The following is a 21699-nucleotide window of genomic DNA, read 5'->3' on the forward strand; positions in this document are numbered from 1 at the left end:
CCTGCTCGCGATAGCGGTGTGTCAGTTACATCAATGTTGGATGTGATGACGCTATCGCGAGCAGGCTCACTCCTACAGGGGAGATGTGCACGGCGTTATTTAAGGTTACCGCTGAGGAACTGCTTCAGGCGTTCACTCTTGGGATTGCCCAGCACCTCTTCCGGCGCGCCTTCTTCTTCCACCAGACCCTGATGCAGAAACAGCACCTGATTCGACACCTTGCGCGCAAAACTCATTTCGTGGGTGACCATGATCATGGTCCGGCCTTCTTCGGCCAGGCCCTGAATCACTTTCAGCACCTCACCGACCAGTTCCGGGTCGAGTGCCGAGGTCGGTTCGTCGAAGAGCATCACTTCCGGTTCCATCGCCAGCGCCCGGGCGATCGCCACGCGCTGTTGCTGGCCGCCGGAGAGAAACGCCGGATATTGATCGGCGACCCGCGCCGGCAAGCCGACTTTGTCCAGATAACGTCGGGCGCGATCCTCGGCTTCCTGTTTGCTGCAGCCCAGCACCCGGCGCGGGGCCATGGTGATGTTTTCCAGCACGGTCATGTGGCTCCACAGATTGAAATGCTGGAACACCATCGCCAGCCGTGTGCGCAGGCGTTGCAGTTCATTGGCGTCGGCGACGTGCATGCCGTGGCGGTCGGTGACCATACGGATCGCCTGGCCATCGAGGCTCATGGCGCCGTCATTCGGTTGTTCAAGAAAATTGATGCAGCGCAAAAAGGTGCTTTTGCCCGAGCCGCTGGCGCCGATCAGGCTGATCACGTCGCCGGTCCTGGCCTTGAGCGAAACGCCTTTGAGCACCTGATGATCGCCATAGCTTTTGTGCAGGCCTTCAACGGTCAGTTTGTACATGGACGAGCATCCTCAAGGCGAAAGTAGGTAGCCGCTGCGATAGGCTTCGGCGCCCGCGACGTGGGCGATGACCATGCCGGCGGTGGCCATGCGTCGCAGCGAGCGCGCGTACAGCAGGCCGGCGGCGGTGCAATGAATGGGGGTGACCTTGTCGTGGATCGGGTCGATGATTTCGGCGATCTGCTGCCCGGCTTCCAGATATTGGCCGGGCGTTGCGCAGTACACCAGCAGGCCGCCGACGGGCGTGGTCACCGGTTCGACTCCGGCCAGCGGCGTGGCCGGGTACGGCAGCGGCGGTTGCGGCTTGGTTTCGCCGACGATGGCGTCGAACTGGATCAGGTAATCGATCAGCGCCTGACAGTCGCGGCTGGCCAGCGGGTGATTGACGTCGCCCTGGCCGCGCAACTCGACGGTCACCGAGAAACTGCCCAGGGGAATCTCGACGTGCTCGCCGAAGCGCTCGCGCAATTGCCACCAGAGCAGGGTGAAGCATTCGTCGAACGACTGGCCGCCGGAGTCGGTAGCGAGCAGGCTGGCCTGGGCTTCGATATAGCGCGCCAGCGGCTCGACCTGCGGCCACGCCTCGGGCGTGGTGTACAGGTGCACCACCGATTCGAAATCGCAGTGCAAGTCCAGCACCATGTCGGCATCGCAAGCCAGGCGTTGCAGGGTCAGACGCTGGGATTGCAGTTGCGTGGTCGGCGTCTGACGGGCGAGGGCGTTGCGCAGGCTGGCCCGGATCAGTTCAAGGTTGTGCTGCGCATCATCGTTGAGTTGGCCTTCGATGGCGTTGCCGATTTCTTCGCTGAGGTCGACGAACCAGCGATTGAAATTCTGCCCGCTCTCCAGGTCATAGCGGCCCAGCGGCACGTCCATCAGCACTTGTTCGAGGCCGACCGGGTTGGCCACCGGCACCAGAACGATTTCGCTGCGCAGGCGACCGGCGGCTTCCAGCTCCGCCAGACGCTGCTTGAGGTGCCAGGCGACCAGCATGCCCGGCAGTTCATCGGCGTGCAGCGACGCCTGAATGTAAACCTTGCCCTTGGCCTGCTGTGGGCCGAAGTGGAAGCTGTGAATCTGCCGTGCGGTCCCCGGCAGCGGGGCCAGCAGGTCATGGATCTGGTGGCGCATTGTTATCTCTTTATTGTCAAACCGGTGCTAGTGAGTCGGCCCGAGGAAGGCCAGCCAACGGCGTTCGGCGAGGCGAAACAAGCCGACCAGCGCAAAGGTGATGGTCAGGTAGATCAACGCGGCAATGCCGAACGACTGGAAAGTCAGGAACGTTGCCGAGTTGGCGTCCCGTGCGACTTTCAGGATATCGGGAATGGTCGCGGTGAACGCCACCGTGGTCGAGTGCAGCATCAGGATCACTTCGTTGCTGTAGTAAGGCAACGAACGGCGCAGTGCCGACGGCATGATCACGTAGGCATACAGCTTCCAGCCGGTCAGGCCATAAGCCTTGGCCGCTTCGACTTCGCCGTGGTTCATGCTGCGAATCGCCCCGGCAAAAATCTCCGTGGTGTACGCGCAGGTGTTGAGGGCGAAAGCGAGGATCGTGCAGTTCATCGCGTCGCGAAAGAAACTGTCGAGGATCGGCTGTTCGCGCACGGCGGCGAGGCTGTAAATGCCGGTGTAGCAGATCAGCAACTGGATATACAGCGGCGTGCCGCGGAACAGGTAGGTGTAGAACTGCACCGGCCAGCGGATGTAGAAGTGCGGCGATACCCGTGCAATCGACAGTGGAATCGAGACGGCGAAGCCGATGCCGATCGACGCGGTGAGCAGCCACATCGTCATCGCCAGCCCGGTGATGTTCTGGCCGTCGGTATATAGGAAGGCTTTCCAGTATTCCTGCAGGAGTTCGATCATCGTACGGCCTCCCGGGCACCGGCGGCGTAGCGGCGTTCGAGCCAGCGCAGGATGAAGTTCGAAGCACTGGTGATCAGCAGATAGATCAAGGCGGCGAGAACCAGGAAGTAGAACAGTTGATAGGTGCTTTTACCGGCGTCCTGGGCGGCCTTGACCAGATCGGCGAGGCCGATGATCGACACCAGTGCGGTGGCCTTGAGCATGACCATCCAGTTGTTGCCGATGCCCGGCAGGGCGAAACGCATCATCTGCGGAAACACCACGAAGCGAAACCGCTGGCCGCGTTTGAGGCCATACGCGGTGGCGGCTTCGACCTGACCACGCGGTACCGCGAGGATCGCGCCCCGGAAGGTCTCGGTGAAATACGCGCCATAAATGAAGCCCAGCGTCAGCACGCCGGCGCTGAACGGGTCGATCTCGATGTATTCCCATTCCATGTAGTCGGTCAGCGTGGTCAGCCAGGTTTGCAGGCTGTAGAAGATCAACAGCATCAGCACCAGGTCCGGCACGCCGCGAATCAGCGTGGTGTAGAGCTGCGCGGGCAGGCGCACCAGTTTGACTTTCGACAGTTTGGCACTGGCGCCGAGCAGGCCGAGCAACACGGCCACCAGCAGCGACATCGCCGATAATTTGATGGTCATCCAGGTGCCTTGCAGCAGCAACGGGCCGAAGCCCTGCAGACTGAACGAGGCCAGCCCCAGATTTTGCAGGAGGGTTTCAAACATAAATCAGCAACCTGAGCGGATGGAAAAGGCGCCCATCGAGGATGGGCGCCGGGGCATTATTTGCCGCTGTACAGATTCAGGTCGCCAAAGTGTTTCTTTTGAATCTCGGCGTATTTGCCGTCGTCGTGTAACGCTTTGATACCTTTATCCAAAAGCGCCTTCAGCTCAGTGTTACCTTTCTTGATACCGACAGCCGTTTTCGCTGGCAGCAATTCGCTGTCGACCGGCTGGCTGATTTCGTAATCGGCGCCTTTCGGCGACTTCAGAAAGCCCAGTTCGGCTTGCAGCATGTCCTGGATACCGGCGTCGAGACGGCCGGAGGTCAGGTCGGAATACACCTGATCCTGGTTCTGATAGGCCTGGGTTTTCACGCCGGCCTTGTCCAGTACGGCCTTGGCGTAGGCTTCCTGAATGGTGCCTTGCTCATAGCCAACGGTCTTGCCCTTGAGCGAAGCGACGTCGGCGGTGATGCCGGAACCCTTTTTGAACACGTAGGCGGTCGGGCCGGAAAACAGTTCGCTGGAGAAGTCGATGACCTTCTCGCGGGCCGGGGTCACGGTCATCGACGAGATCACGCCGTCGAACTTGTTGGCCTTGAGGCCCGGAATCATGCCGTCGAAATCGCTTTCGACCCACTTGCACTTGACCTTCAGTTCGGCGCAGATCGCGTTGCCCAGGTCGATATCGAACCCGACCAGGCTGCCGTCGGCCGCTTTCGACTCGAACGGTGCGTACGAAGGGTCAACGCCAAAGCGCAGCTCTTTGTATTCCTTGGCCAGCGCGGAGCCGGCGGCCATGCACAACGCCAGTGCAGAAAGGGTCAGCAATGCTTTTTTCATTATTCAATCCCTAAGAACCAATATGAGCGCTTGTGGCGCAGAATTATTGTTACTGCAACGCTTACGACCTATAGAAAGTAGCAATTTCCGAACCAGAGTGCCGAACAGGTGTTTTAAAAGGTTCAGTAACGAGGGGCAAGGGCAACCGGATGCCCGGAAACGGGCGCGGCGTTTTTCCTGCACCGTTTGCGAGCGCACGTTGAGTTGGTGGCAGCCATTACCTGTGGCGAGGGAGCTTGCTCCCGCTGGAGGGCGAAGCACTCCCCGGCGCTTTGCCTGAGAAATCTGCTGTGCAGGCTTTGCGACTGCTGCGCAGCCGGGCGGGAGCAAGCTCCCTCGCCACAGGGTTTCGCTCAGGCGAGCAGATCCTGGAGGGTAGCGAGGCTGTCGGCTTCTTCGACGGTCTTGTCCTTGCGCCAGCGCAGCATGCGCGGGAAGCGCACGGCGATGCCGCTCTTGTGGCGGCGCGACAGGGCGATGCCTTCGAAACCGAGTTCGAACACCAGACTCGGTTTTACGCTGCTCACCGGGCCGAATTTTTCGACTGTGGTCTTGCGCACGATGCTGTCGACCTGGCGCATCTCTTCATCGGTCAGCCCCGAATAGGCCTTGGCGAACGGCACCAGCGAGCGCTGACTGGATTCGGGTGGACCGTCCCACACGGCGAAGGTGTAATCGCTGTACAGACTGGCGCGGCGGCCGTGTCCGCGCTGAGCGTAAATCAGCACGGCATCGACGCTGAACGGGTCGACCTTCCATTTCCACCACACGCCCATGTCCTTGGTCCGTCCGACGCCATACAACGAATCGCGGGCCTTGAGCATCATGCCTTCGACGCCGAGTTTGCGTGATGCCTCGCGCTGGCGCCCGAGATCGAACCAGTCTTCGCCGGTCAGTACAGGGGAGGGCAGCAGCACCGGGCTGTTGCAGCGCGCGATCACCTCCTCGAGTTGCGCACGGCGTTTGGCTTGCGGCTGATTACGCCAGTCCTCGCCCTGCCATTCCAGCAGGTCGTAGGCGAGTACCACCACCGGCACTTCTTCAAGAATCTTCTTGTCGAGCGTTTTGCGACCGATGCGTTGTTGCAACAGGGCGAACGGTTGCACGGCCGGCGGCTCATCGGATTGCGGATCGAAGGCGTCTTCGGTGGTCGGATGAGTGCTCTTCCACACGACGATTTCACCGTCGATCACCGTGCCGTCGGGCAAGCCGTGCACCAGCACATCGAATTCGGGGAAGCGCTCGGTCACCAGTTCCTCGCCGCGGGACCATACCCACAGCTTGCCGTCACGCTTGACCACTTGCGCGCGGATGCCGTCCCACTTCCATTCCACCTGCCAGTCGCTGGCCGGACCGAGCAGTGCTTCGAATTCCTCGACCGGTTGCGCCAAGGCGTGGGCGAGAAAAAACGGGTAGGGCTGGCCGCCGCGCTGGGCGTGCTCATCAGCGGATTCGGGGGCGATCAGTTTCAGATAGCTGGCGGCGTTCGGCCGGTTCGACAGATCGGTGTACCCGACCAGACGCTGGGCCACGCGTTTGCTGTCGAGCCCGGCCATCGAGGCGAGGGCGCGGGTGACCAGCAACTTCGACACGCCGACACGGAAACTGCCAGTGATCAACTTGATGCAGAGCATCAGGCTCGCCCGATCCAGCTCCGCCCATAACATTGGCAGTTGCCGCGCCAGGTACTCGGGCGTTTCACCGCGCAATGGCAGCAGCTTGTCTTCGATCCATTCGGCGAGACCGGCCTCGGAGCTGTGCGAATTTTCCGGCAGCACCAGAGAAATGGTCTCGGCCAGATCGCCGACGGCTTGATAGCTCTCTTCGAACAACCACGGCTCCAGTCCCGAAACTTCCACCGCCAGCTCACGGAGGATGCGCACCGGAACCAGTTGTCGCGGCCGTCCCCCGGAAAGGAAATACACCGCCCATGCGGCATCTTCCGGCGCGGCCTGCGCGAAGTAGGCCTGCATCGCCGCCAGCTTGGCGTTGCTCGACGTGGTCGCATCGAGTTCGGCATATAACTCGGCGAAGGCTTTCATGCGGACGTCTCGGCAACGGTGGGTTCGACGGCGATGTCTTCTTCGTCATCGCCGTATTCAGTGGTGAAGCCTTGGGCATCGAGGCCCTGTTCGCGCAAATGGCGCACGAGCACGCCGATCGAGCCGTGGGTGACCATGACCCGTTCGGCGCCGGTCTGGTTGATCGCCCAGAGCAGGCCGGGCCAGTCAGCGTGGTCGGACAGGACGAAACCACGATCTACACCACGCCGACGTCGAGTGCCGCGCAGGCGCATCCAGCCGCTGGCAAAGGCATCGCTGAAATCGCCGAAACGGCGCATCCACGTGCTGCCGCCCGCCGACGGCGGAGCGATGACCAGCGCCTGACGCATGATCGGGTCGCTTTTTTTCACGTCGCCCGCGTAGATCGTCGGCGGCAGGTACACGCCAGCGTCGCGGTAGACGCGGTTCAACGGTTCGACTGCACCGTGGCTGAGGATCGGCCCGAGGGTTTCGTCGATCCCGTGGAGAATCCGCTGGGCCTTGCCGAAGGAATAGCAGAACAGCACGCTGGCCTTGCCGGCGGCGATATTGGCCGCCCACCACTGATTGATCTCGTCGAAAATCTGCGCCTGCGGCTGCCAGCGATAGATCGGCAGGCCGAAGGTCGATTCGGTAATGAACGTGTGGCAGCGCACCGGTTCGAACGGGGCGCAGGTGCCGTCCGGCTCAACCTTGTAATCGCCCGACGCGACCCAGACTTCGCCGCCGTATTCCAGGCGCACCTGCGCCGAACCGAGGACATGCCCGGCCGGATGAAAGCTCAGAGTGACCCCGTGGTGAGTCAGGCGTTGGCCGTAATCGAGGGTTTGCAACTGGATATCCTGACCGAGGCGCGCGCGCAAAATCCCGGCGCTGGCGCTGCTCGACAGGTAATGCTGATTACCGGTGCGCGCGTGATCGCCATGGGCATGGGTGATCACCGAACGCTCGACCGGTCGCCAGGGATCGATATAGAAATCCCCGGCGGGGCAGTAGAGACCTTCAGGTCGGGCGATAACAAGATCCATGTCGTGACCGGAATGGGGGGGCTTGTTAGCTATGAGGCGGGTGTCAGGCTGGAAGTTCGATTGGCTTTAAAGCGCTACCCTCACCCCAGCCCTCTCCCGGAGGGAGAGGGGGCCGACCGAAGTGTCTGGCGAGGTACATCGACCTGAGGGACCGAATTGAATATGGATCCGGCACAGCCTTGAGCCTGGTCCAATGTTGGATTCACCTCCCTCTGGTAGAGGGGCCGACCGAAGTGTCTGGCGAGGTACATCGACCTGAGGGACCGAATTGAATATGGATCCGGCACAGCCTTGAGCCTGATCCAATGTTGGATTCACCTCCCTCTGGTAGAGGGGCCGACCGAAGTGTCTGGCGAGGTACATCGACCTGAGGGACCGAATTGAATATGGATCCGGCACAGCCTTGAGCCTGATCCAATGTTGGATTCACCGTCTCTCTTTCAGGTCGGCGCAAGACCCAAGCATCCCCCAATCAGTCCCCTCTCCCTCCGGGAGAGGGCTAGGGTGAGGGGCTGTTGATCTTTGCTTTACTTGCCGGGAGTCAGGGTCAAACGAGTCTTGCCATACACCCGATCGAAATTCTGCGGCTGCATCGGCAAGCCGATGTACTGACCCTTGAGCCACGCATCGATCCCGTTCAAATAATTCGGACTCAGCGGATTGCCCGACTGACCCGTGCCGTTCTGCGCCATCAGCGGTTCGCTCTGGCCGAAGTCGACGATAAAACGCATCGCCGGCGCACGGGTCGTGACGAAGTCCTGGCCCCAGGCAAACGCCGAAGTGTTCAACGTGGTGTGATCGCCGCCCGCCGCCAACGGCCCGCGAACAGTCTGGCCATTGCTGTTCTTCCACGCATAGCTGTGCAATTTGCCCCATTGCCAGGCGCGGTGGTCGCCGCCCAATTGACTGTCACCGGCAGTGATGGCCGCCGCGAGGCTACGGGCGAGAATCACGCTCTTGTCTTCCTTCTGCGGCGTACGGACATCGTCCCAGAACGGACTGTCCTCACGCCCCAGCAGATGATCGGCCTGCGCCGCGTAGGACAATTCGCCGCTGGTCATAAATGCTTTCCACGCCGGGCTGGATTCAGGCCCCAATTCGTCGAGGAAAATCTGCTTCATGCTTTCCTGCAGAAACAACTCATAAATCGCTGCATCCGCCGAGGTCGGGCTGAGCTTGCCGTCGAAGGCCATCAAGCGCGTGAAGGCTTCGCGCGCCTTGCTGCGTTCGGCTTCCGGCAGGGCGTCGATCGCCTGTTTCAGCGGTTGCTTCATGCCCGGTGCTTCGAAGACTTTTTTCAGCTTGGCGGCGAAGGTGGTGGTCTGGTCGTACTGCATGGCGATCACGCTGCGGCTGTCGTGCTTGCCGCCTCCCGCCATTTCCGCCAGGCGTTCGCCGCGCTCCGGTGCCGCCCAGGATTTCGACAACTGCATGCCGTAGCCGTCGGGAATCACACGCTGATTGGCGGTGCCGAGCCAGCCTTGTGCCGGGTCCTGATCGTAGGGGTGCAACATCGGGTCGGCGTAACCGTCCCAGTCGTAGCGACCGTCCCAGCCCGGCGAGGGCAGCAGGCCTTCGCCTTCGCGGCGGTTGGGGAAGCGGCCGGTGACTTGCCAGCCGATATTGCTCGCATCGGCGAATACCAGATTCAGGGTAATGGCGCGGATTTCGCGGCTGGCGTCCGAAGCGCGCTCGACGTTTTGCGCGCGGGTCAGATCGAAGAAGGCATCCAGGGTTTTGTCGTCGGTGAAATTCGGTGTCTGCAACGCGAGGCCGAAGCCGCTGCCTTGCGCCGCTGCCTGGGCACTGTTGAGCAGCGCGCCGTGGCGGGTTTCGTAAACGGCTTCGCGAATCGGTCGCTGGCCTTTGACGAAGTAGGTCTCGTTGCGCACGCCCAACGGCTGCCATTTGCCGTTGACCTCATAAGTCAGGCTGCTGCCCTGACGGCGGATTTTCTCGAGGAACAGGTCCTGATTGTCGCCGAGCACGCTGGTCATGCTCCACGCCACTTTGCCATTGAAGCCGCCGAGCACCATCGGCAGGCCAGCAACCGTGACGCCAGCGGCCTGATATTTCGGCGCGCGGATCTGCACGAAACTCCACAACGACGGCGCAGCGAGCGGCCCGTGCGCGTCGCTGGCCAGCAGGCTCTTGCCGCTGCGGCTGCGCTGCGGGGCGATCGCCCAGTTGTTCGCAGTCGGTGTGGCGAGCAGGTTCAGCGCCGACAGCTGCTGGCTGGCGCTGCTCAGTTCGGTCAGGCCCGGAATCTGCCCGTTGAGCTTGAGGCCTTGCAGCTTGTCGGCTTCGGCCACCGGTAGATTTTCATCGGGCGCCGACGGGCTCAGCCAGGCGAGTTTGTCAGTGGTCACGGTTTGCGCGAGCACCAGTGACTGGATTTCCTCCGGCAGGTTGGCCGACTGGCTGAAATTCAGCAGGGCAAAGATCAGCGCCGAATCCTCCGGTTTCCAGTATTCCGGCTTGTATCCGCTGGCGGCGAGGTCGCCCGGCAACTTGTCGGCGTAGCGGAACAGGTAGGCGTTGACGCCCCGTGCGTACACCTCGAAGAAGCGTTTGAGGCGTGGCGACGAGGCCTTGTAGAGCTCGCCGGCGCTCTTCTTCAGATTGACCGCGCGCATGTAGCGGTCGGCATCGAGCATAGCCGCGCCGGACATTTCCGCCAGCCGCCCCTGGGCCAACAGACGCAGGGTGACCATCTGATTGATGCGGTCGCTGGCGTGGACATAGCCGAGGCTGAACAGCGCGTCATGGAAGCTGTTGCTCTCGATCAACGGCATGCCCATCGCATTGCGCCGCACCGACACGTTCTGCGCCAGGCCCTTGAGCGGTTGCACGCCGGAGGTCGGCGGCAGGCTGTCCTGGGCGTTCCAGGTCTGGCAACCGGACAAACCGAGAACACCGGCCACTGCTGCGGCAACGCCGAACCGGGGAAGAAAATGTGTAAGGGCTGGCGAGGCCATGGCGAAGCTCCTGCGGGGGTATAAGGCTGGGGGCGCAATAAAGCCGCTACGTTAGTGAGGGCGCGAGGGCCGCGCAAGCGGGGCGAGTGGTTATTTGTGCAGTTGTCGGCTGATCGGTCACAGGCGTGAGAGTTGCTTGTGGGAAAGCGCTGATGTTGAACTACGGAATAAGTCCCGAGACCTGTCAGGAGAAAGATCGCTATGGAGCTTCAAAGCAACGCTGCGCTGATCATCATCGACCAGCAGAAAGGCATTCTGCATCCGCGTCTGGGGCGGCGGAATAATCCTCAGGCCGAAGAGCGAATGCTTGAGTTATTGGCGCTGTGGCGCCTGCGCGGGCGCCCGGTGATTCACGTGCAGCATTTGTCGCGCTCACCTGACTCGGTGTTCTGGCCGGAGCAGTCCGGGGTGGAGTTCCAGCCACGCTTTGCGCCGCAGAACGGTGAATGGCTGATCCAGAAACAGGTGCCTGACGCGTTTTGTGCCAGTGGGCTGGAGGCGCAGTTGCGTGAGGCTGGGATCGGGCAACTGATCATCGTTGGTGTGGCGACCAATAACTCTGTTGAGTCGACGGCGCGCACCGCGGGCAACCTGGGGTTCGACGCATGGGTGGCAGAGGATGCGTGTTTTACCTTCGACAAAGCCGATTATTTCGGCACGCCACGTACCGCTGAAGAGGTGCACGGGATGTCGCTGGGGAATCTGCATGGGGAGTACGCGACGGTGGTCAGTAGTGCGCAGCTGTTGGCGGCAGACTGAAGTTTTTTGGTGAATGGACCGGCGCTTTCGCGAGCAGGCTCGCTCCTGTAGGAGTGAGCCTGCTCGCGATAGCGTTTGATCAGGCGATATCAATTTCGGATGTGCCGGCCCCATCGCGAGCAGGCTCACTCCTACAGGAGATCGGTACGCGGTCACTGTGGGAGCGAGCCTGCTCGCGAAGGCGGTGTGTCAGGCGAAGAAGATCTTCGCCAGTGACATCAAGCGCCGTGGCACTTCTTGAATTTCTTGCCGTTGCCGCACGGGCAAGGGTCGTTGCGGCCGACGTCTTTCAGGGCGTTGCGCACCGGTTCCTGGTGGGCGTGGCCGCAGTTCGGGCCGTGGACATGGCCATGGTCGTGATCGTGATGGTGGTCATGATCGTGGTTGCAGTCAGGGCCATGGACATGAGGTTGCTGGGTCATCGAGGTCACTCCGGAGTTAGATCGGCGGGGATTATCACGCCATTGCGCTCAAGGTGCACGTAGTGGGCGATGAATAAACCGGTTTCCATTTCCCCTTGCAATCGATAGGGAATCTGCTGATTCGGATTTTTCAGCAGTTTCACCACCTGTTTGATCTTCGGCCACAGGTTGGTGCGGATCGGCACTTTGAAATAGGCGCTGCGCTTCGGCCCGACGGTAAACCAGTGCTCATGCTCGCCCTCGGTGAGCAGCATGTCGGCCAGATGGATGCGGTATTCCAGACCGCGTACGGTCAGGTCGCTGTCGTTGGGATTGTCGACGCGAAAGTGCAGGATGAATTTCTGCTCGAGCAGTTTGGCCCGCACCACCTCGACTTTCACCAGATGCACCGCGGGTTCGACGCTGTCATCACTGAACCACGAGGCACAGCCGCCGAGGTTTACGATCAGCATCAACAGCAGAAAATTTAATGTGCGCCGGCGACCGAGCATGGTTGTACTCCCTTTGTTGCCAGTCTAGACGCTAAAAGATCGCAGCCTTCGGCAGCTCCTGCAGAATGAACGGAAATCCTGTGTAGGAGCTGCCGAAGGCTGCGATCTTTTGATCTTCAGCTCAAGCGCCGAAATAACCCGCACAGCACTTCTTGAACTTCTGCCCGCTGCCGCAAGGGCAGCCGTCATTGCGCCCCAATTTCATCTGCACCGTCGGATCGATGAAATACCAGCGCCCGGCGTTCTGCACAAACGAGGAGCGCTCGCGGTGGCTGTGCTCGCCCTGGCTGTCGTGCCAGCGCGCAGTGAAGGTGACGAAAGCATGTTCCGGCTGACCGCCGAAGACTTCCGAGCTTTCGACCTCAAGACCGAGCCAGGTGCTTTGCGCACTCCAGTCGCTGATCGATTGTCGGTTCAATCCCGCTTGCTGGGCGGGCAGGGTGGTCGCCACCAGATAGTCGATCAGCCCCAGCACATAAGCGCTGTAGCGCGAGCGCATCAAGGCTTCGGCGCACGGTGCCGGGTGCCCGTCATGATAAGGGCCGCAGCAGGCATCCAGCAGATTGCCGCTGCCGCATGGGCAAATGGCTGTACTCATTGCATTACCACCAGTATTTCCCGAAATTTTCCGGATTGGCCCAGAAGCGTGAATTGAGCCAGTCGGGGACTTGTTTGTAGTCAAGCAGATCGTAAGTGAACAGCGTCAGCACCTGCTCGTCGCGCTGGAAACGCTCGCTGGCCTGCAGTGCCAGCGAATAGAAATCGGTTTCCTGCCAGCCACTGGCCGCGAGATCAGCCAGCACCGCGATGCGACTGGCGTTGAGATTGCGGATGCCGCCCAACAGGTTCAGGCCGCCGCGCTTGGGCAAATGTTCCAGGCAATCGACTACCAGCGCCAGATCGAAGCGTTGCGCGGCCAGTTCGGCAGGCAATGCGCCGGGCGCGGCGTGGGCCACCAAGGTGTCAGGGTGCGCCTGCTTGAAGGCGTCCAGGGCTGGAAATGCGCTGGCGCCGATCAGCAGCAGACGAGCCGGGGCGTAGCGATCCAGCAAAGCGGCCAGCGCCTGTTGCGGCGTGCGCGAAGAAATGGCGACGTTCATCGAAGCTCCTCAGTCAGACCGCCAAGACTAGCCTGCCAGACTGCGGCGGCAAAGCGCCCGGTTGCGTGGTTTTCCTTAAAAGTGGCAAACCCCTGTGAACACGGTCGCAAACCGCGGTGGCCTATTGCTGGCGGAGATTAAAACTCCGGTCTTTAATCCCTGAATCGGTTTCAAGCCGATCCCTCAGGAGAAAACTAGATGAGCATAGTTCGGACAGCATTACCCTTGGTTCTGCTAACCAGTGTGTTGACTGGTTGTGCAGGTTTGCAGAAAACCGACTGGCCGACCTGTGCGGCGGTCGGTGGTGTGGTCGGTGCCGGTCTCGGCGCGACGGAAAGCGCTTCGTGGGCCGGTTATGGTGCGCTGCTGGTTGGCGGCACGGCGGCGGCTTATTGCTGGGTGCACGGTGATGGCGATGAGGACGGCGACGGCGTGCCGGACAGTCGCGACAAGTGCCCGGGCACGCCAAAAGGTGTGCAGGTCGATGCTGACGGTTGCCCACCACCGACGCCTGCGCCAGTGGTCGAAGAAGCGGTTGTGGTCAAGGAGGAAACCATCGTCATTCGTGATGTGCACTTCGAGTTCGACAAAGCCACGCTGACCGGCCCTGACAAGCAAGTGCTCGACAAAGTCGCCGATCGCCTGAAACAGGAGTCCTCCACCGCGCAACTGACCGTGACCGGTCACACCGACAGTGTCGGCAGCGATGCCTACAACAAGAAGCTCTCGGATCGGCGTGCGCACTCGGTGGTGGAATACCTGATCCAGCAGGGCGTACCGCGTGCCAGCTTCGTTTCGGTGTCGGGCCTTGGTGAAAGCCAGCCTGTCGCTGACAACAAGTCGGCCGATGGTCGCGCGCAGAACCGTCGCACCGAAATCAAAATCGTCCGCTAGCCCCTCTCGCATCCGCGGCTTGTGCAGTCGCGGATGCGGGTCTTTACTCCTGTGTAACCGGTATGGGCCGGTACACAGGAGCGTTCACAAATGCGTGTTTTCTCAAGGTCCGTCTTGCCGGTGCTGCTGCTTGGCAGCTTGCTCACCGGTTGTGCCACTCACAGCGATGGCACCGCCCCCCTCAATCAACGTACGTGGCCGATCTGCAGCCTGCTTGGCGGCCTGGTCGGCGGCGGTCTTGGTGCCATTGAAAGCGCCGGCTGGGCCGGTGGCGGCGCGGCATTGGGCATCGTCACCGGGGGGCTGATCTGTTATGCCCAGGATGGCGACGAAGACAGCGACGGCGTGTTCGACCGCCGCGACCGCTGCCCGGACACGCCGGAAAACACCGAAGTCGATCACCGCGGTTGTCCACGGCCGCAATATCCGGTCGCAGTAAAACCGGTCGAACCGGCGCCGCAAACCGAAGTGATCACCCTGAGCGATGCCGGCAACGTGTTGTTCGATTTCGACAAATCCGATCTGACCCCGGCAGCAAAAGCCCAGCTCGACACTTTGATGGACAAGCTGCGCAATGCCGATGTGGTCAGCATCAAAGTCATCGGGCATACCGACAGCAAAGGCTCCGACGCCTATAACCAGGCATTGTCGGAACGCCGTGCCAGCAGTGTCGCTGCGTACCTGCTCAGTCAGGGCCTGGCGCCGAACAAGCTCACCAGCGAAGGGCGAGGCGAGAGTGAACCGGTGGCCGATAACGCCAGCGATGAAGGTCGCGCAGAAAACCGCCGCGTCGAGCTGCACATCAATCGTTAGGAAAGGTCTGTAGTCCGCAGGCTAGAGCTGCCGGGCCGAAATCATCGGCTCGGCAGGCTTTTACCCGCTGTTTGTGGAAATTTCATTTTTCCCTCTGGCTTATCCCCCGCAGAAGCCGGTACTGTGCGTGCAAAGAATAATTCGCAACACGGGGGAGCGTATGAAGGTGTTCTGGGGGCTGGGGCGTTTGCTGACCCTGCTGTTCTGCTGCGTGGTACTGGCCAATCAACTGGTGCCGTTCGTCCATCCGCTGCATCTGCTGGTCAATCTGGCTGGCGCTCTGTTGTTGCTGATTCACGTACTCGAAGTGCTGCTGTGCAATGGCAGTCTCAAGGGGCGTCCGCATCCTTGGCGTGATCGTGGGCGCATTCTGTTGTTCGGCGTTTTCCATCTGCAAACCATCCCGGCCCCGGCCGCTCCGGAGGCTTCTTCCCATGCGTAAACTCTGCCTGCTCGCTGCATTCATCAGTCCACTGGCCTGCGCCCAGGTCGTCAACGTGCAAAGCAATTCGCTGATGCGCTTGCCCAACACCACCAGCACCCTGCAACTGGAGAAGCTGGAAGTTGCCGATTACGGCACCTTGCTGATCCCCTCCAACGTGACCGAATTGAACATCGATGAACTGCGCCTTGGCCATGAAGCGCGCATCGCCATCGTGCCGGCGGAACAGGCGCTGGAGCTGAAGGTCAAGCGCGCCGAGTTGAGCGACGGCAGCCAGATCACCGCACGCGGCGCCCCCGGAACTTATGAAAAGGCTGCCCGGGCCGGGCGCAATCTGAACCTGCAATTTCAGGCCCTGAGCGCGCCGCAATTGACCGTCGATGCCCGTGGCGGCACCGGCGCACCGGGTTTCGTCGGCCTCGACGGCGGCAACGGTGAAGATCCGGGCTGCACCTATGGTTCGGCTGGCCACGGCGCCGATGGCAGTGACGGCAGCGATGGCCAGCCGGGCGCGCCGGGTGCGCTGGTGCGCCTTGCCGTGCCACGGGATTTCCCGGCCGAGCTGATCAAGGTCAACGTGGCTGGCGGTGCCGGCGGCCCGGCGGGTGTCGGTGGTAAAGCGGGGAAGGGCGGCAAGTCCAAGGGCTGCCTGGTGTACCGCGCCGATGGCGGCAAGAACGGCAAGGCCGGGGCTGATGGGCAGCCTGGGCCGACAGGGGCGGCGGGTGCCGTAACCGTGCAGCGTCTCTAAAGGCGAGCCCTCACCCCAGCCCTCTCCCAGAGGGAGAGGGGGCCGACCGAGGTGTCTGTCGCTATCCATCGACCTGGAAGGCCAGGTCGATTATGGATTCAGCGAAAATCTTCCAAGTCGGCGTAACTCCTCAATATCCCCCAATCAGTCTCTCTCCCTCTGGGAGAGGGGGCCGACCGAGGTGTCTGTCGCCATCCATCGACCTGGAAGGCCAGGTCGATTATGGATTCAGCGAAAATCTTCCAAGTCGACGTAACTCCTCAATATCCCCCAATCAGTCCCCTCTCCCTCTGGGAGAGGGTTAGGGTGAGGGGCTTTTGATCTTTGAGTCGCAGATTGTCAGAACATTGGCCGAGCCGCAGCCACCGCCACCAGCACCAACCCGACCAGCAGATTAAGCCCCACCACCCGCCGAATCCGCCCCAGTACCGCCGCACCCGCCGGCCAGTCCTTCACATCAACCGCCTTGCGCAACTCCGGCAGCATCAACCCCTGAATGCGGATGAACAGCGCCGTCATCACCACATACAAACCGATCATCACCTGCACATACTTCGGTGCGGTCTCAAAGCCGACCTGCTGCAAGTGCAACATGCCTACGCCGCTGATCGGCAACAGAATCACCGCGACCCAGACCCAGCGGAAAAAACCTTGAAACACTTCCACCCACAGGGTCAGGCGAGCGGGGCCCTCGAGAGCCTTCACAGCCGCAGGGCGCAAGACCATCCAGGCGAAAAACATGCCGCCAACCCACACCAGAGCGGCGAGGACATGCAGGGGATAAACGAGGCTAAAAGGTGTCATTGGGTCACTCCGTTCTGCGCGGGATCGATTAGCGGGGTATGATAGCCGCCGAACCAAACTACTGAAAATTTATCCAGCGTTTTGCGCCCGACACTCAATGATCAGCACTGAACTCAAAACCACGATCCAGGGCGCCTATTCGCGTTTTCTAGAGGCCAAGAGCCTCAAGCCGCGTTATGGCCAGCGCCTGATGATCGCCGAAATCGCCAAGGTACTCGGCGATATCGACACCGACGATGAAGGCCGGCGCAGTGGCGACCCCGCGATTGTCGCGGTGGAAGCCGGCACCGGTACCGGCAAGACGGTGGCCTACAGCCTGGCGGCGATCCCCACGGCGAAACTGGCCGGCAAGCGTCTGGTGATTGCCACCGCGACCGTCGCCCTGCAAGAGCAGATCGTCTACAAGGATTTGCCCGACCTGATGCGCAACAGCGGGCTGAATTTCAGTTTCGCCCTGGCCAAGGGCCGTGGCCGCTACATGTGCCTGTCCAAACTCGACATGCTGCTGCAGGAAGGCCACGCGCAGACCGCCACCGCGCAGCTGTTCGAGGAAGAAGGCTTCAAGATCGAAGTCGACGAGGCCAGCCAGAAGCTGTTCACCAGCATGATTGAAAAGCTCGCCGGCAATAAGTGGGACGGCGACCGTGACAGCTGGCCGAACGCGCTGGAAGACGCCGACTGGGCGCGCCTGACCACCGATCACAGCCAGTGCACCAACCGGCATTGCCCCAACTTCGGCCAGTGCGCCTTCTACAAGGCCCGCGAAGGCATGGGCAAGGTCGACGTGATCGTCACCAACCACGACATGGTCCTGGCTGACCTGGCTCTGGGCGGCGGCGCCGTGCTGCCGGATCCGCGCGACACCATTTACGTGTTCGACGAAGGCCACCACCTGCCGGACAAGGCCATCGGCCACTTCGCCCATTACACGCGCCTGCGCTCCACCGCCGACTGGCTGGAAACCACCGCCAAGAACCTCACCAAACTGCTTGCCCAGCACCCGTTGCCGGGCGATCTCGGCAAGCTGATCGAGCAGGTGCCGGAGCTGGCGCGGGAGATCAAGACCCAGCAGCAGTTCATGTTCACCGCGTGCGAGCAGATCGCCGATTTCAAACCCGGCGAAGATGTCGAAGGCCGAGAGCGCCCGCGTCACCGCTTCGTCGGCGGGGTGATTCCCGAGGACATGCGCGAGATGGGCATCGAGCTGAAAAAAGGCTATTCGCGCCTCAACGACCTGTTCCAGCGTCTGACCGATCTGCTCAAGGAAGGCATGGATGGCGAGGTCAATATCGGCATTGCCAGCAATCAGGCCGAAGAGTGGTATCCGCTGTTCGGCAGCCTGTTGTCCCGTGCTTCCGGCAATTGGGAGCTGTGGACCGCGTTCACCGCCGAAGACCCGGAAGACAGCCCGCCCATGGCGCGCTGGCTGACCCTGGCCGAAAGCGGCTCGCTGTTCGACATCGAGGTCAACGCCAGTCCGATTCTGGCGGCGGAAACCTTGCGGCGCAGTTTGTGGAACGTCGCTTACGGCTGTCTGGTGACCTCGGCGACGCTGACGGCGCTGGGCACTTTCGATCGTTTCCGCATGCGCGCCGGCCTGCCGAAAAAAGCCGTTACGGCGGTGGTGCCGAGCCCGTTCCATCATGCCGATGCCGGCGTGTTGCGCGTGCCGGATCTCAAGGCCGATCCGCGCGACGCCGCCGCCCATACCGCGGCGATCATTCGCGAACTGCCGGATCTGGTCGAAGGTTCGCGCGGCACCCTCGTGCTGTTCTCCTCGCGCAAGCAGATGCAGGACGTCTTTGACGGCCTCGACCGCGACTGGCGCAAACAAGTGTTCATTCAGGGCAACCTGTCGAAACAGGAAACCCTCAACAAGCACAAGGCGCGGGTCGATGGCGGTGATTCCAGCGTGCTGTTCGGGCTGGCCAGTTTCGCCGAGGGTGTCGATTTGCCGGGGGCTTATTGTGAGCACGTGGTGATCGCCAAGATTCCGTTCTCGGTGCCGGACGATCCGGTCGAAGCCGCGTTGTCGGAGTGGATCGAAGCGCGCGGCGGCAATCCGTTCATGGAAATCTCCGTGCCCGATGCCTCGCTGAAACTGGTTCAGGCCTGTGGCCGTCTGCTGCGTACCGAAGAAGACCGCGGCACCATCACCTTGCTCGACCGGCGTCTGGTCACCCAGCGCTACGGCAAGGCGATCCTCAATGCGTTGCCGCCTTTCCGTCGTGAAATATCCTGAGACACGGGTGGGCCGATTGGCCCGCCGCGTTGTCTATCTCTCTGCCAGCACTTTTCCACTGGCCTTGACTGGTCGTTAGGGAGAACTCCGTTCTTATGATCCGCCGTTCGTTGCCCGCTGTTTTCGCCTTGATCTTTGCCGCGCCGTTGCTGGCCGCGCCCGCCGGTCAGCAGACGCTGTTCAACTTCGTGCGCCCGGCCGACGTGGTCAAGGTCGCCACGGAAAACGCCGACCTGCCGCAGGCCAATGCCGAACAGACCGCGGAAGGCGAAGTGCTGCGTCGGGTGACATTCAACCCGGTCGCCCGGCCGACCTTGCGCCTGACGCCACAGACCGGCGCCTGGGACTGGTCGCAGTCCGGGATGATGACCCTGCGCCTGCAGAGTGCGATGAACTGGGCGGTGACGGTTTATGTGCAGATCCAGAGCAACGATGGCCGCACTTTGCTCAGCCGCGTCGATCTGCCGGCCGGCCCCGCGCAAACCTTGCTGGTGCCGTTGGTGTCTTCGACGCCGCTAAGTCAGGGCATGAAAGCCGGGCCGCCGATGCCGATGACCGTTGACGGCCAGCGCATCCTGCTGGCCAGCAGCACGGGCGAGATCGACCGCAGCCAGGTGGTGTCGGTGAGCCTGTCGATGGATCAGCCGAAAGTTGCGCAGAGCCTGTTGCTCGAGCGTTTCGGCGTGCAGGACGGCGAGTCGGTGACGCAGGCGGTGTACGGCAATCTGCTCGATACTTACGGGCAGTCGACCCGCAGCAAATGGCCGGAGAAAGTCAGCAGCGACGAGCAGCTGAAAAGCGCCGCCAGCAAAGAACAGCAACAACTGAACAGTTGGCTGGCCGAGCGCGAAAAGTCCTCGCTGGACAAATTCGGCGGCTGGAACAAGGGCCCGGCGTTCAAGTCCAGCGGTTTCTTCCGCACGGAAAAACGCGATGGCCGCTGGTATCTGGTGACCCCTGAAGGCCATCCGTTCTACTCGCTTGGCGTCAACACCGTCAGCCCGCAAGTCAACCAGACCTACGTAGCGGGTCGCGAATACATGTTCGAATCACTGCCGAAGAACGGCGACCCGCTGGCTGCGCATTTCGGCGAGGGCGACAACCGTGGCGGTAACGGCGTCGATCAGGGGCGTGGCTACGGCAACGGCCGCTGGTACGACTTCTATGGCGCCAATCTGCAACGCCTGTACGGCGAACCGTGTCAACCGGACAGCGACAACAAGGCCGGGATCGCCGAAGCGGCGAAGGCAGGCGCGGCTGAGGCCAGTTCGGTGCAGGCGGCTGAGTCTGTGGCGGCGCCTGCCGAGCCGAAGTCAGGTATCGCCGAAGCGGCGCAGACCGACGCGGTGCAAACGTCCAGCGCGCAAGCCGCTCCGTGTACAGCCACGATTGATGAGGAACGCTGGGCTCGCCATACCCTCGACCGCCTGCAAGCCTGGGGTTTCAATACGGTTGGCAACTGGAGCGCGCCGTCCTTGGCGGACGCTGAGCGCGTGCCGTACACCTTGCCGCTGTCGATCGTCGGCGATTACGCCAGCATCAGCACCGGTAGCGACTGGTGGGGCGGCATGCCGGACCCGTTCGATCCGCGTTTCGCCATGGCCACCGAGCGCGCCGTAGCCATTGCCGCCCGCGATCACCGCGACGATCCGTGGCTGATCGGTTATTACGCCGACAACGAGCTGGCCTGGGCCGGCCCCGGTGACGATCCGAAGGCTCGCTACGCGCTGGCTTACGGCACCTTGAAAATGACCACGGACGTGCCGGCCAAACGCGCCTTTCTCAAGCAATTGCGCGACAAGTACCGCAATCAGGCCGGACTGTCCAAGGCGTGGGGCATCGAGCTGCCGGCGTGGGAGTTGATGGAAGACCCGGGCTTCGTGCCGCCGCTGCCCAATCCTGAGCATCCGGAGATCGAAGCGGATTTCAAATACTTCCAGAAGGTCTTCGCCGACACCTATTTCAAGACCATCTCTGATTCGCTGAAATGGCACGCGCCGAACCAGATGATGCTGGGCGGTCGCTTCGCTATCAGCACGCCTGAGGCCGTGGCGTCCTGCGCGCAGTATTGCGATGTGTTGAGCTTCAACATGTACACGCTCAAGCCGCAGGACGGTTACCACTTCGCCGCGCTGGCAGCGCTGGACAAACCGGTGCTGATCACCGAATTCAACTTCGGCTCGGCTGACCGCGGCCCGTTCTGGGGCGGCGTGACGCAATTGGCCAAAGAAGAGGATCGCGGCCCGGCCTATGCCAACTTCCTCAAACAGGCGCTGAGCGAGCCGTCGATTGTCGGCGTGCACTGGTTCCAGTATCTCGACCAACCGGTGACTGGCCGGTTGCTCGACGGCGAGAATGGCCATTTCGGACTGGTCGGCGTCACCGATCTGCCGTATCAGGGATTTGTCGAGGCAGTGCGCAAAAGCAATCTGCAAGCGCTGGAGCAGTTGGGCAAGGTGGCGCAGAAAACGCCGAATACCGAGGCTGAAGGCGGGCGCAAGGCCGAGGCTGGCAAAGCGCCGGGGGCTGCGCAAGCGGGCGGGCATTCGGGGAATGGTCACTAGGTTTCAGACCGCGTTATCGTTCTTCGCGAGCAGGCTCGCTCCCACAGGGGATCTCCGCTGCTGTTGAGATCCAGTG

The 21699-nt window shown here is 61.8% G+C and carries 20 protein-coding genes; 7 read left to right on the forward strand and 13 right to left on the reverse strand.

Annotation, left to right across the window (positions count from 1 at the left end):
- Nucleotides 1-95 precede the first annotated feature (95 nt).
- The 8 genes from DCO47_RS17250 to DCO47_RS17285 form a co-directional block, all read right to left on the reverse strand.
- A complete protein-coding gene (locus DCO47_RS17250) occupies nucleotides 96-860 on the reverse strand; it encodes an ABC transporter ATP-binding protein (RefSeq protein ID WP_042608235.1) in 765 nt (254 codons plus the stop codon).
- Between the two features lie 12 nt (nucleotides 861-872).
- Entirely contained in the window at nucleotides 873-1991 is a 1119-nt protein-coding gene (locus tag DCO47_RS17255; protein ID WP_064364212.1) for a succinylglutamate desuccinylase/aspartoacylase family protein, read from the reverse strand.
- Nucleotides 1992-2018: 27 nt separating this feature from the next.
- The gene (locus tag DCO47_RS17260) at nucleotides 2019-2729 is read right to left on the reverse strand and encodes an ABC transporter permease (protein WP_116658538.1); all 711 of its coding nucleotides are present in this window, start codon (nucleotides 2727-2729) and stop codon (nucleotides 2019-2021) included.
- Complete coding sequence (locus DCO47_RS17265) at nucleotides 2726-3454, reverse strand: ABC transporter permease (protein WP_042608232.1); 729 nt, start codon at nucleotides 3452-3454, stop codon at nucleotides 2726-2728. The genes DCO47_RS17260 and DCO47_RS17265 overlap by 4 nt, the downstream gene beginning before the upstream one ends.
- A 56-nt stretch (nucleotides 3455-3510) precedes the next feature.
- A complete protein-coding gene (locus tag DCO47_RS17270) occupies nucleotides 3511-4293 on the reverse strand; it encodes a transporter substrate-binding domain-containing protein (protein WP_042608231.1) in 783 nt (260 codons plus the stop codon).
- Between the two features lie 353 nt (nucleotides 4294-4646).
- Nucleotides 4647-6335 (reverse strand): ATP-dependent DNA ligase, encoded by a 1689-nt coding sequence (locus tag DCO47_RS17275; protein WP_064364211.1) that lies wholly within the window; start codon nucleotides 6333-6335, stop codon nucleotides 4647-4649.
- The gene (locus DCO47_RS17280) at nucleotides 6332-7363 is read right to left on the reverse strand and encodes a ligase-associated DNA damage response exonuclease (RefSeq protein WP_116658539.1); all 1032 of its coding nucleotides are present in this window, start codon (nucleotides 7361-7363) and stop codon (nucleotides 6332-6334) included. The genes DCO47_RS17275 and DCO47_RS17280 overlap by 4 nt, the downstream gene beginning before the upstream one ends.
- Nucleotides 7364-7890: 527 nt before the next feature.
- Entirely contained in the window at nucleotides 7891-10341 is a 2451-nt protein-coding gene (locus tag DCO47_RS17285) for a penicillin acylase family protein (RefSeq protein WP_116658540.1), read from the reverse strand.
- A gap of 201 nt (nucleotides 10342-10542) precedes the next feature.
- Here DCO47_RS17285 and DCO47_RS17290 point away from each other — a divergent pair, with 201 nt between their 5' ends.
- Nucleotides 10543-11100 carry a cysteine hydrolase family protein gene (locus DCO47_RS17290; protein ID WP_116658541.1) on the forward strand — a complete coding sequence of 186 codons (558 nt, stop codon included), beginning with the start codon at nucleotides 10543-10545 and terminating at the stop codon, nucleotides 11098-11100.
- A 218-nt stretch (nucleotides 11101-11318) separates the two neighbouring features.
- Here the strand turns inward: DCO47_RS17290 and DCO47_RS17295 are convergent, their stop codons facing one another.
- The 4 genes from DCO47_RS17295 to DCO47_RS17310 all read right to left on the reverse strand — a co-directional run bounded on the left by DCO47_RS17295 (nucleotide 11319) and on the right by DCO47_RS17310 (nucleotide 13113).
- Entirely contained in the window at nucleotides 11319-11522 is a 204-nt protein-coding gene (locus DCO47_RS17295) for an SEC-C metal-binding domain-containing protein (RefSeq protein WP_003198420.1), read from the reverse strand.
- Between the two features lie 5 nt (nucleotides 11523-11527).
- Nucleotides 11528-12013: an LEA type 2 family protein gene (locus DCO47_RS17300; protein WP_042608227.1), complete on the reverse strand. Its 486-nt coding sequence runs from the start codon at nucleotides 12011-12013 to the stop codon at nucleotides 11528-11530.
- A 121-nt stretch (nucleotides 12014-12134) separates the two neighbouring features.
- A complete protein-coding gene (locus tag DCO47_RS17305) occupies nucleotides 12135-12611 on the reverse strand; it encodes a YchJ family protein (protein WP_116658542.1) in 477 nt (158 codons plus the stop codon).
- A 4-nt stretch (nucleotides 12612-12615) separates the two neighbouring features.
- Entirely contained in the window at nucleotides 12616-13113 is a 498-nt protein-coding gene (locus DCO47_RS17310) for a DUF6231 family protein (protein ID WP_116658543.1), read from the reverse strand.
- Nucleotides 13114-13311: 198 nt separating this feature from the next.
- Here DCO47_RS17310 and DCO47_RS17315 point away from each other — a divergent pair, with 198 nt between their 5' ends.
- The 4 genes from DCO47_RS17315 to DCO47_RS17330 all read left to right on the forward strand — a co-directional run bounded on the left by DCO47_RS17315 (nucleotide 13312) and on the right by DCO47_RS17330 (nucleotide 16013).
- Nucleotides 13312-14007, forward strand: a complete 696-nt coding sequence (locus tag DCO47_RS17315; RefSeq protein ID WP_024011908.1) for an OmpA family protein — start codon at nucleotides 13312-13314, stop codon at nucleotides 14005-14007.
- A gap of 90 nt (nucleotides 14008-14097) precedes the next feature.
- Nucleotides 14098-14820, forward strand: coding sequence for an OmpA family protein (locus tag DCO47_RS17320; RefSeq protein WP_042608224.1), 723 nt, complete (start codon nucleotides 14098-14100; stop codon nucleotides 14818-14820).
- A 160-nt stretch (nucleotides 14821-14980) separates the two neighbouring features.
- Nucleotides 14981-15262, forward strand: a complete 282-nt coding sequence (locus tag DCO47_RS17325) for a DUF1145 domain-containing protein (RefSeq protein WP_064364207.1) — start codon at nucleotides 14981-14983, stop codon at nucleotides 15260-15262.
- A complete protein-coding gene (locus DCO47_RS17330; RefSeq protein WP_042608222.1) occupies nucleotides 15255-16013 on the forward strand; it encodes a collagen-like triple helix repeat-containing protein in 759 nt (252 codons plus the stop codon). Before DCO47_RS17325 ends, DCO47_RS17330 begins: the two co-directional genes overlap by 8 nt.
- A 339-nt stretch (nucleotides 16014-16352) precedes the next feature.
- Here the strand turns inward: DCO47_RS17330 and DCO47_RS17335 are convergent, their stop codons facing one another.
- On the reverse strand, nucleotides 16353-16817 hold the full coding sequence (locus tag DCO47_RS17335; RefSeq protein ID WP_083352150.1) for a CopD family protein: 465 nt from the start codon (nucleotides 16815-16817) through the stop codon (nucleotides 16353-16355).
- A 97-nt stretch (nucleotides 16818-16914) separates the two neighbouring features.
- Between DCO47_RS17335 and dinG the strand changes: the two genes are divergently transcribed.
- Both dinG and DCO47_RS17345 read left to right on the forward strand, forming a co-directional pair.
- Entirely contained in the window at nucleotides 16915-19059 is a 2145-nt protein-coding gene (gene dinG, locus DCO47_RS17340; RefSeq protein WP_024011911.1) for an ATP-dependent DNA helicase DinG, read from the forward strand.
- A gap of 95 nt (nucleotides 19060-19154) precedes the next feature.
- Complete coding sequence (locus DCO47_RS17345; protein WP_116658544.1) at nucleotides 19155-21623, forward strand: beta-galactosidase; 2469 nt, start codon at nucleotides 19155-19157, stop codon at nucleotides 21621-21623.
- Nucleotides 21624-21699 lie beyond the last annotated feature (76 nt).

Origin of the sequence: Pseudomonas sp. NDM (assembly GCF_003105095.1) — a bacterium.
GTDB classification, from domain to species: Bacteria; Pseudomonadota; Gammaproteobacteria; order Pseudomonadales; family Pseudomonadaceae; genus Aquipseudomonas; species Aquipseudomonas moraviensis_A.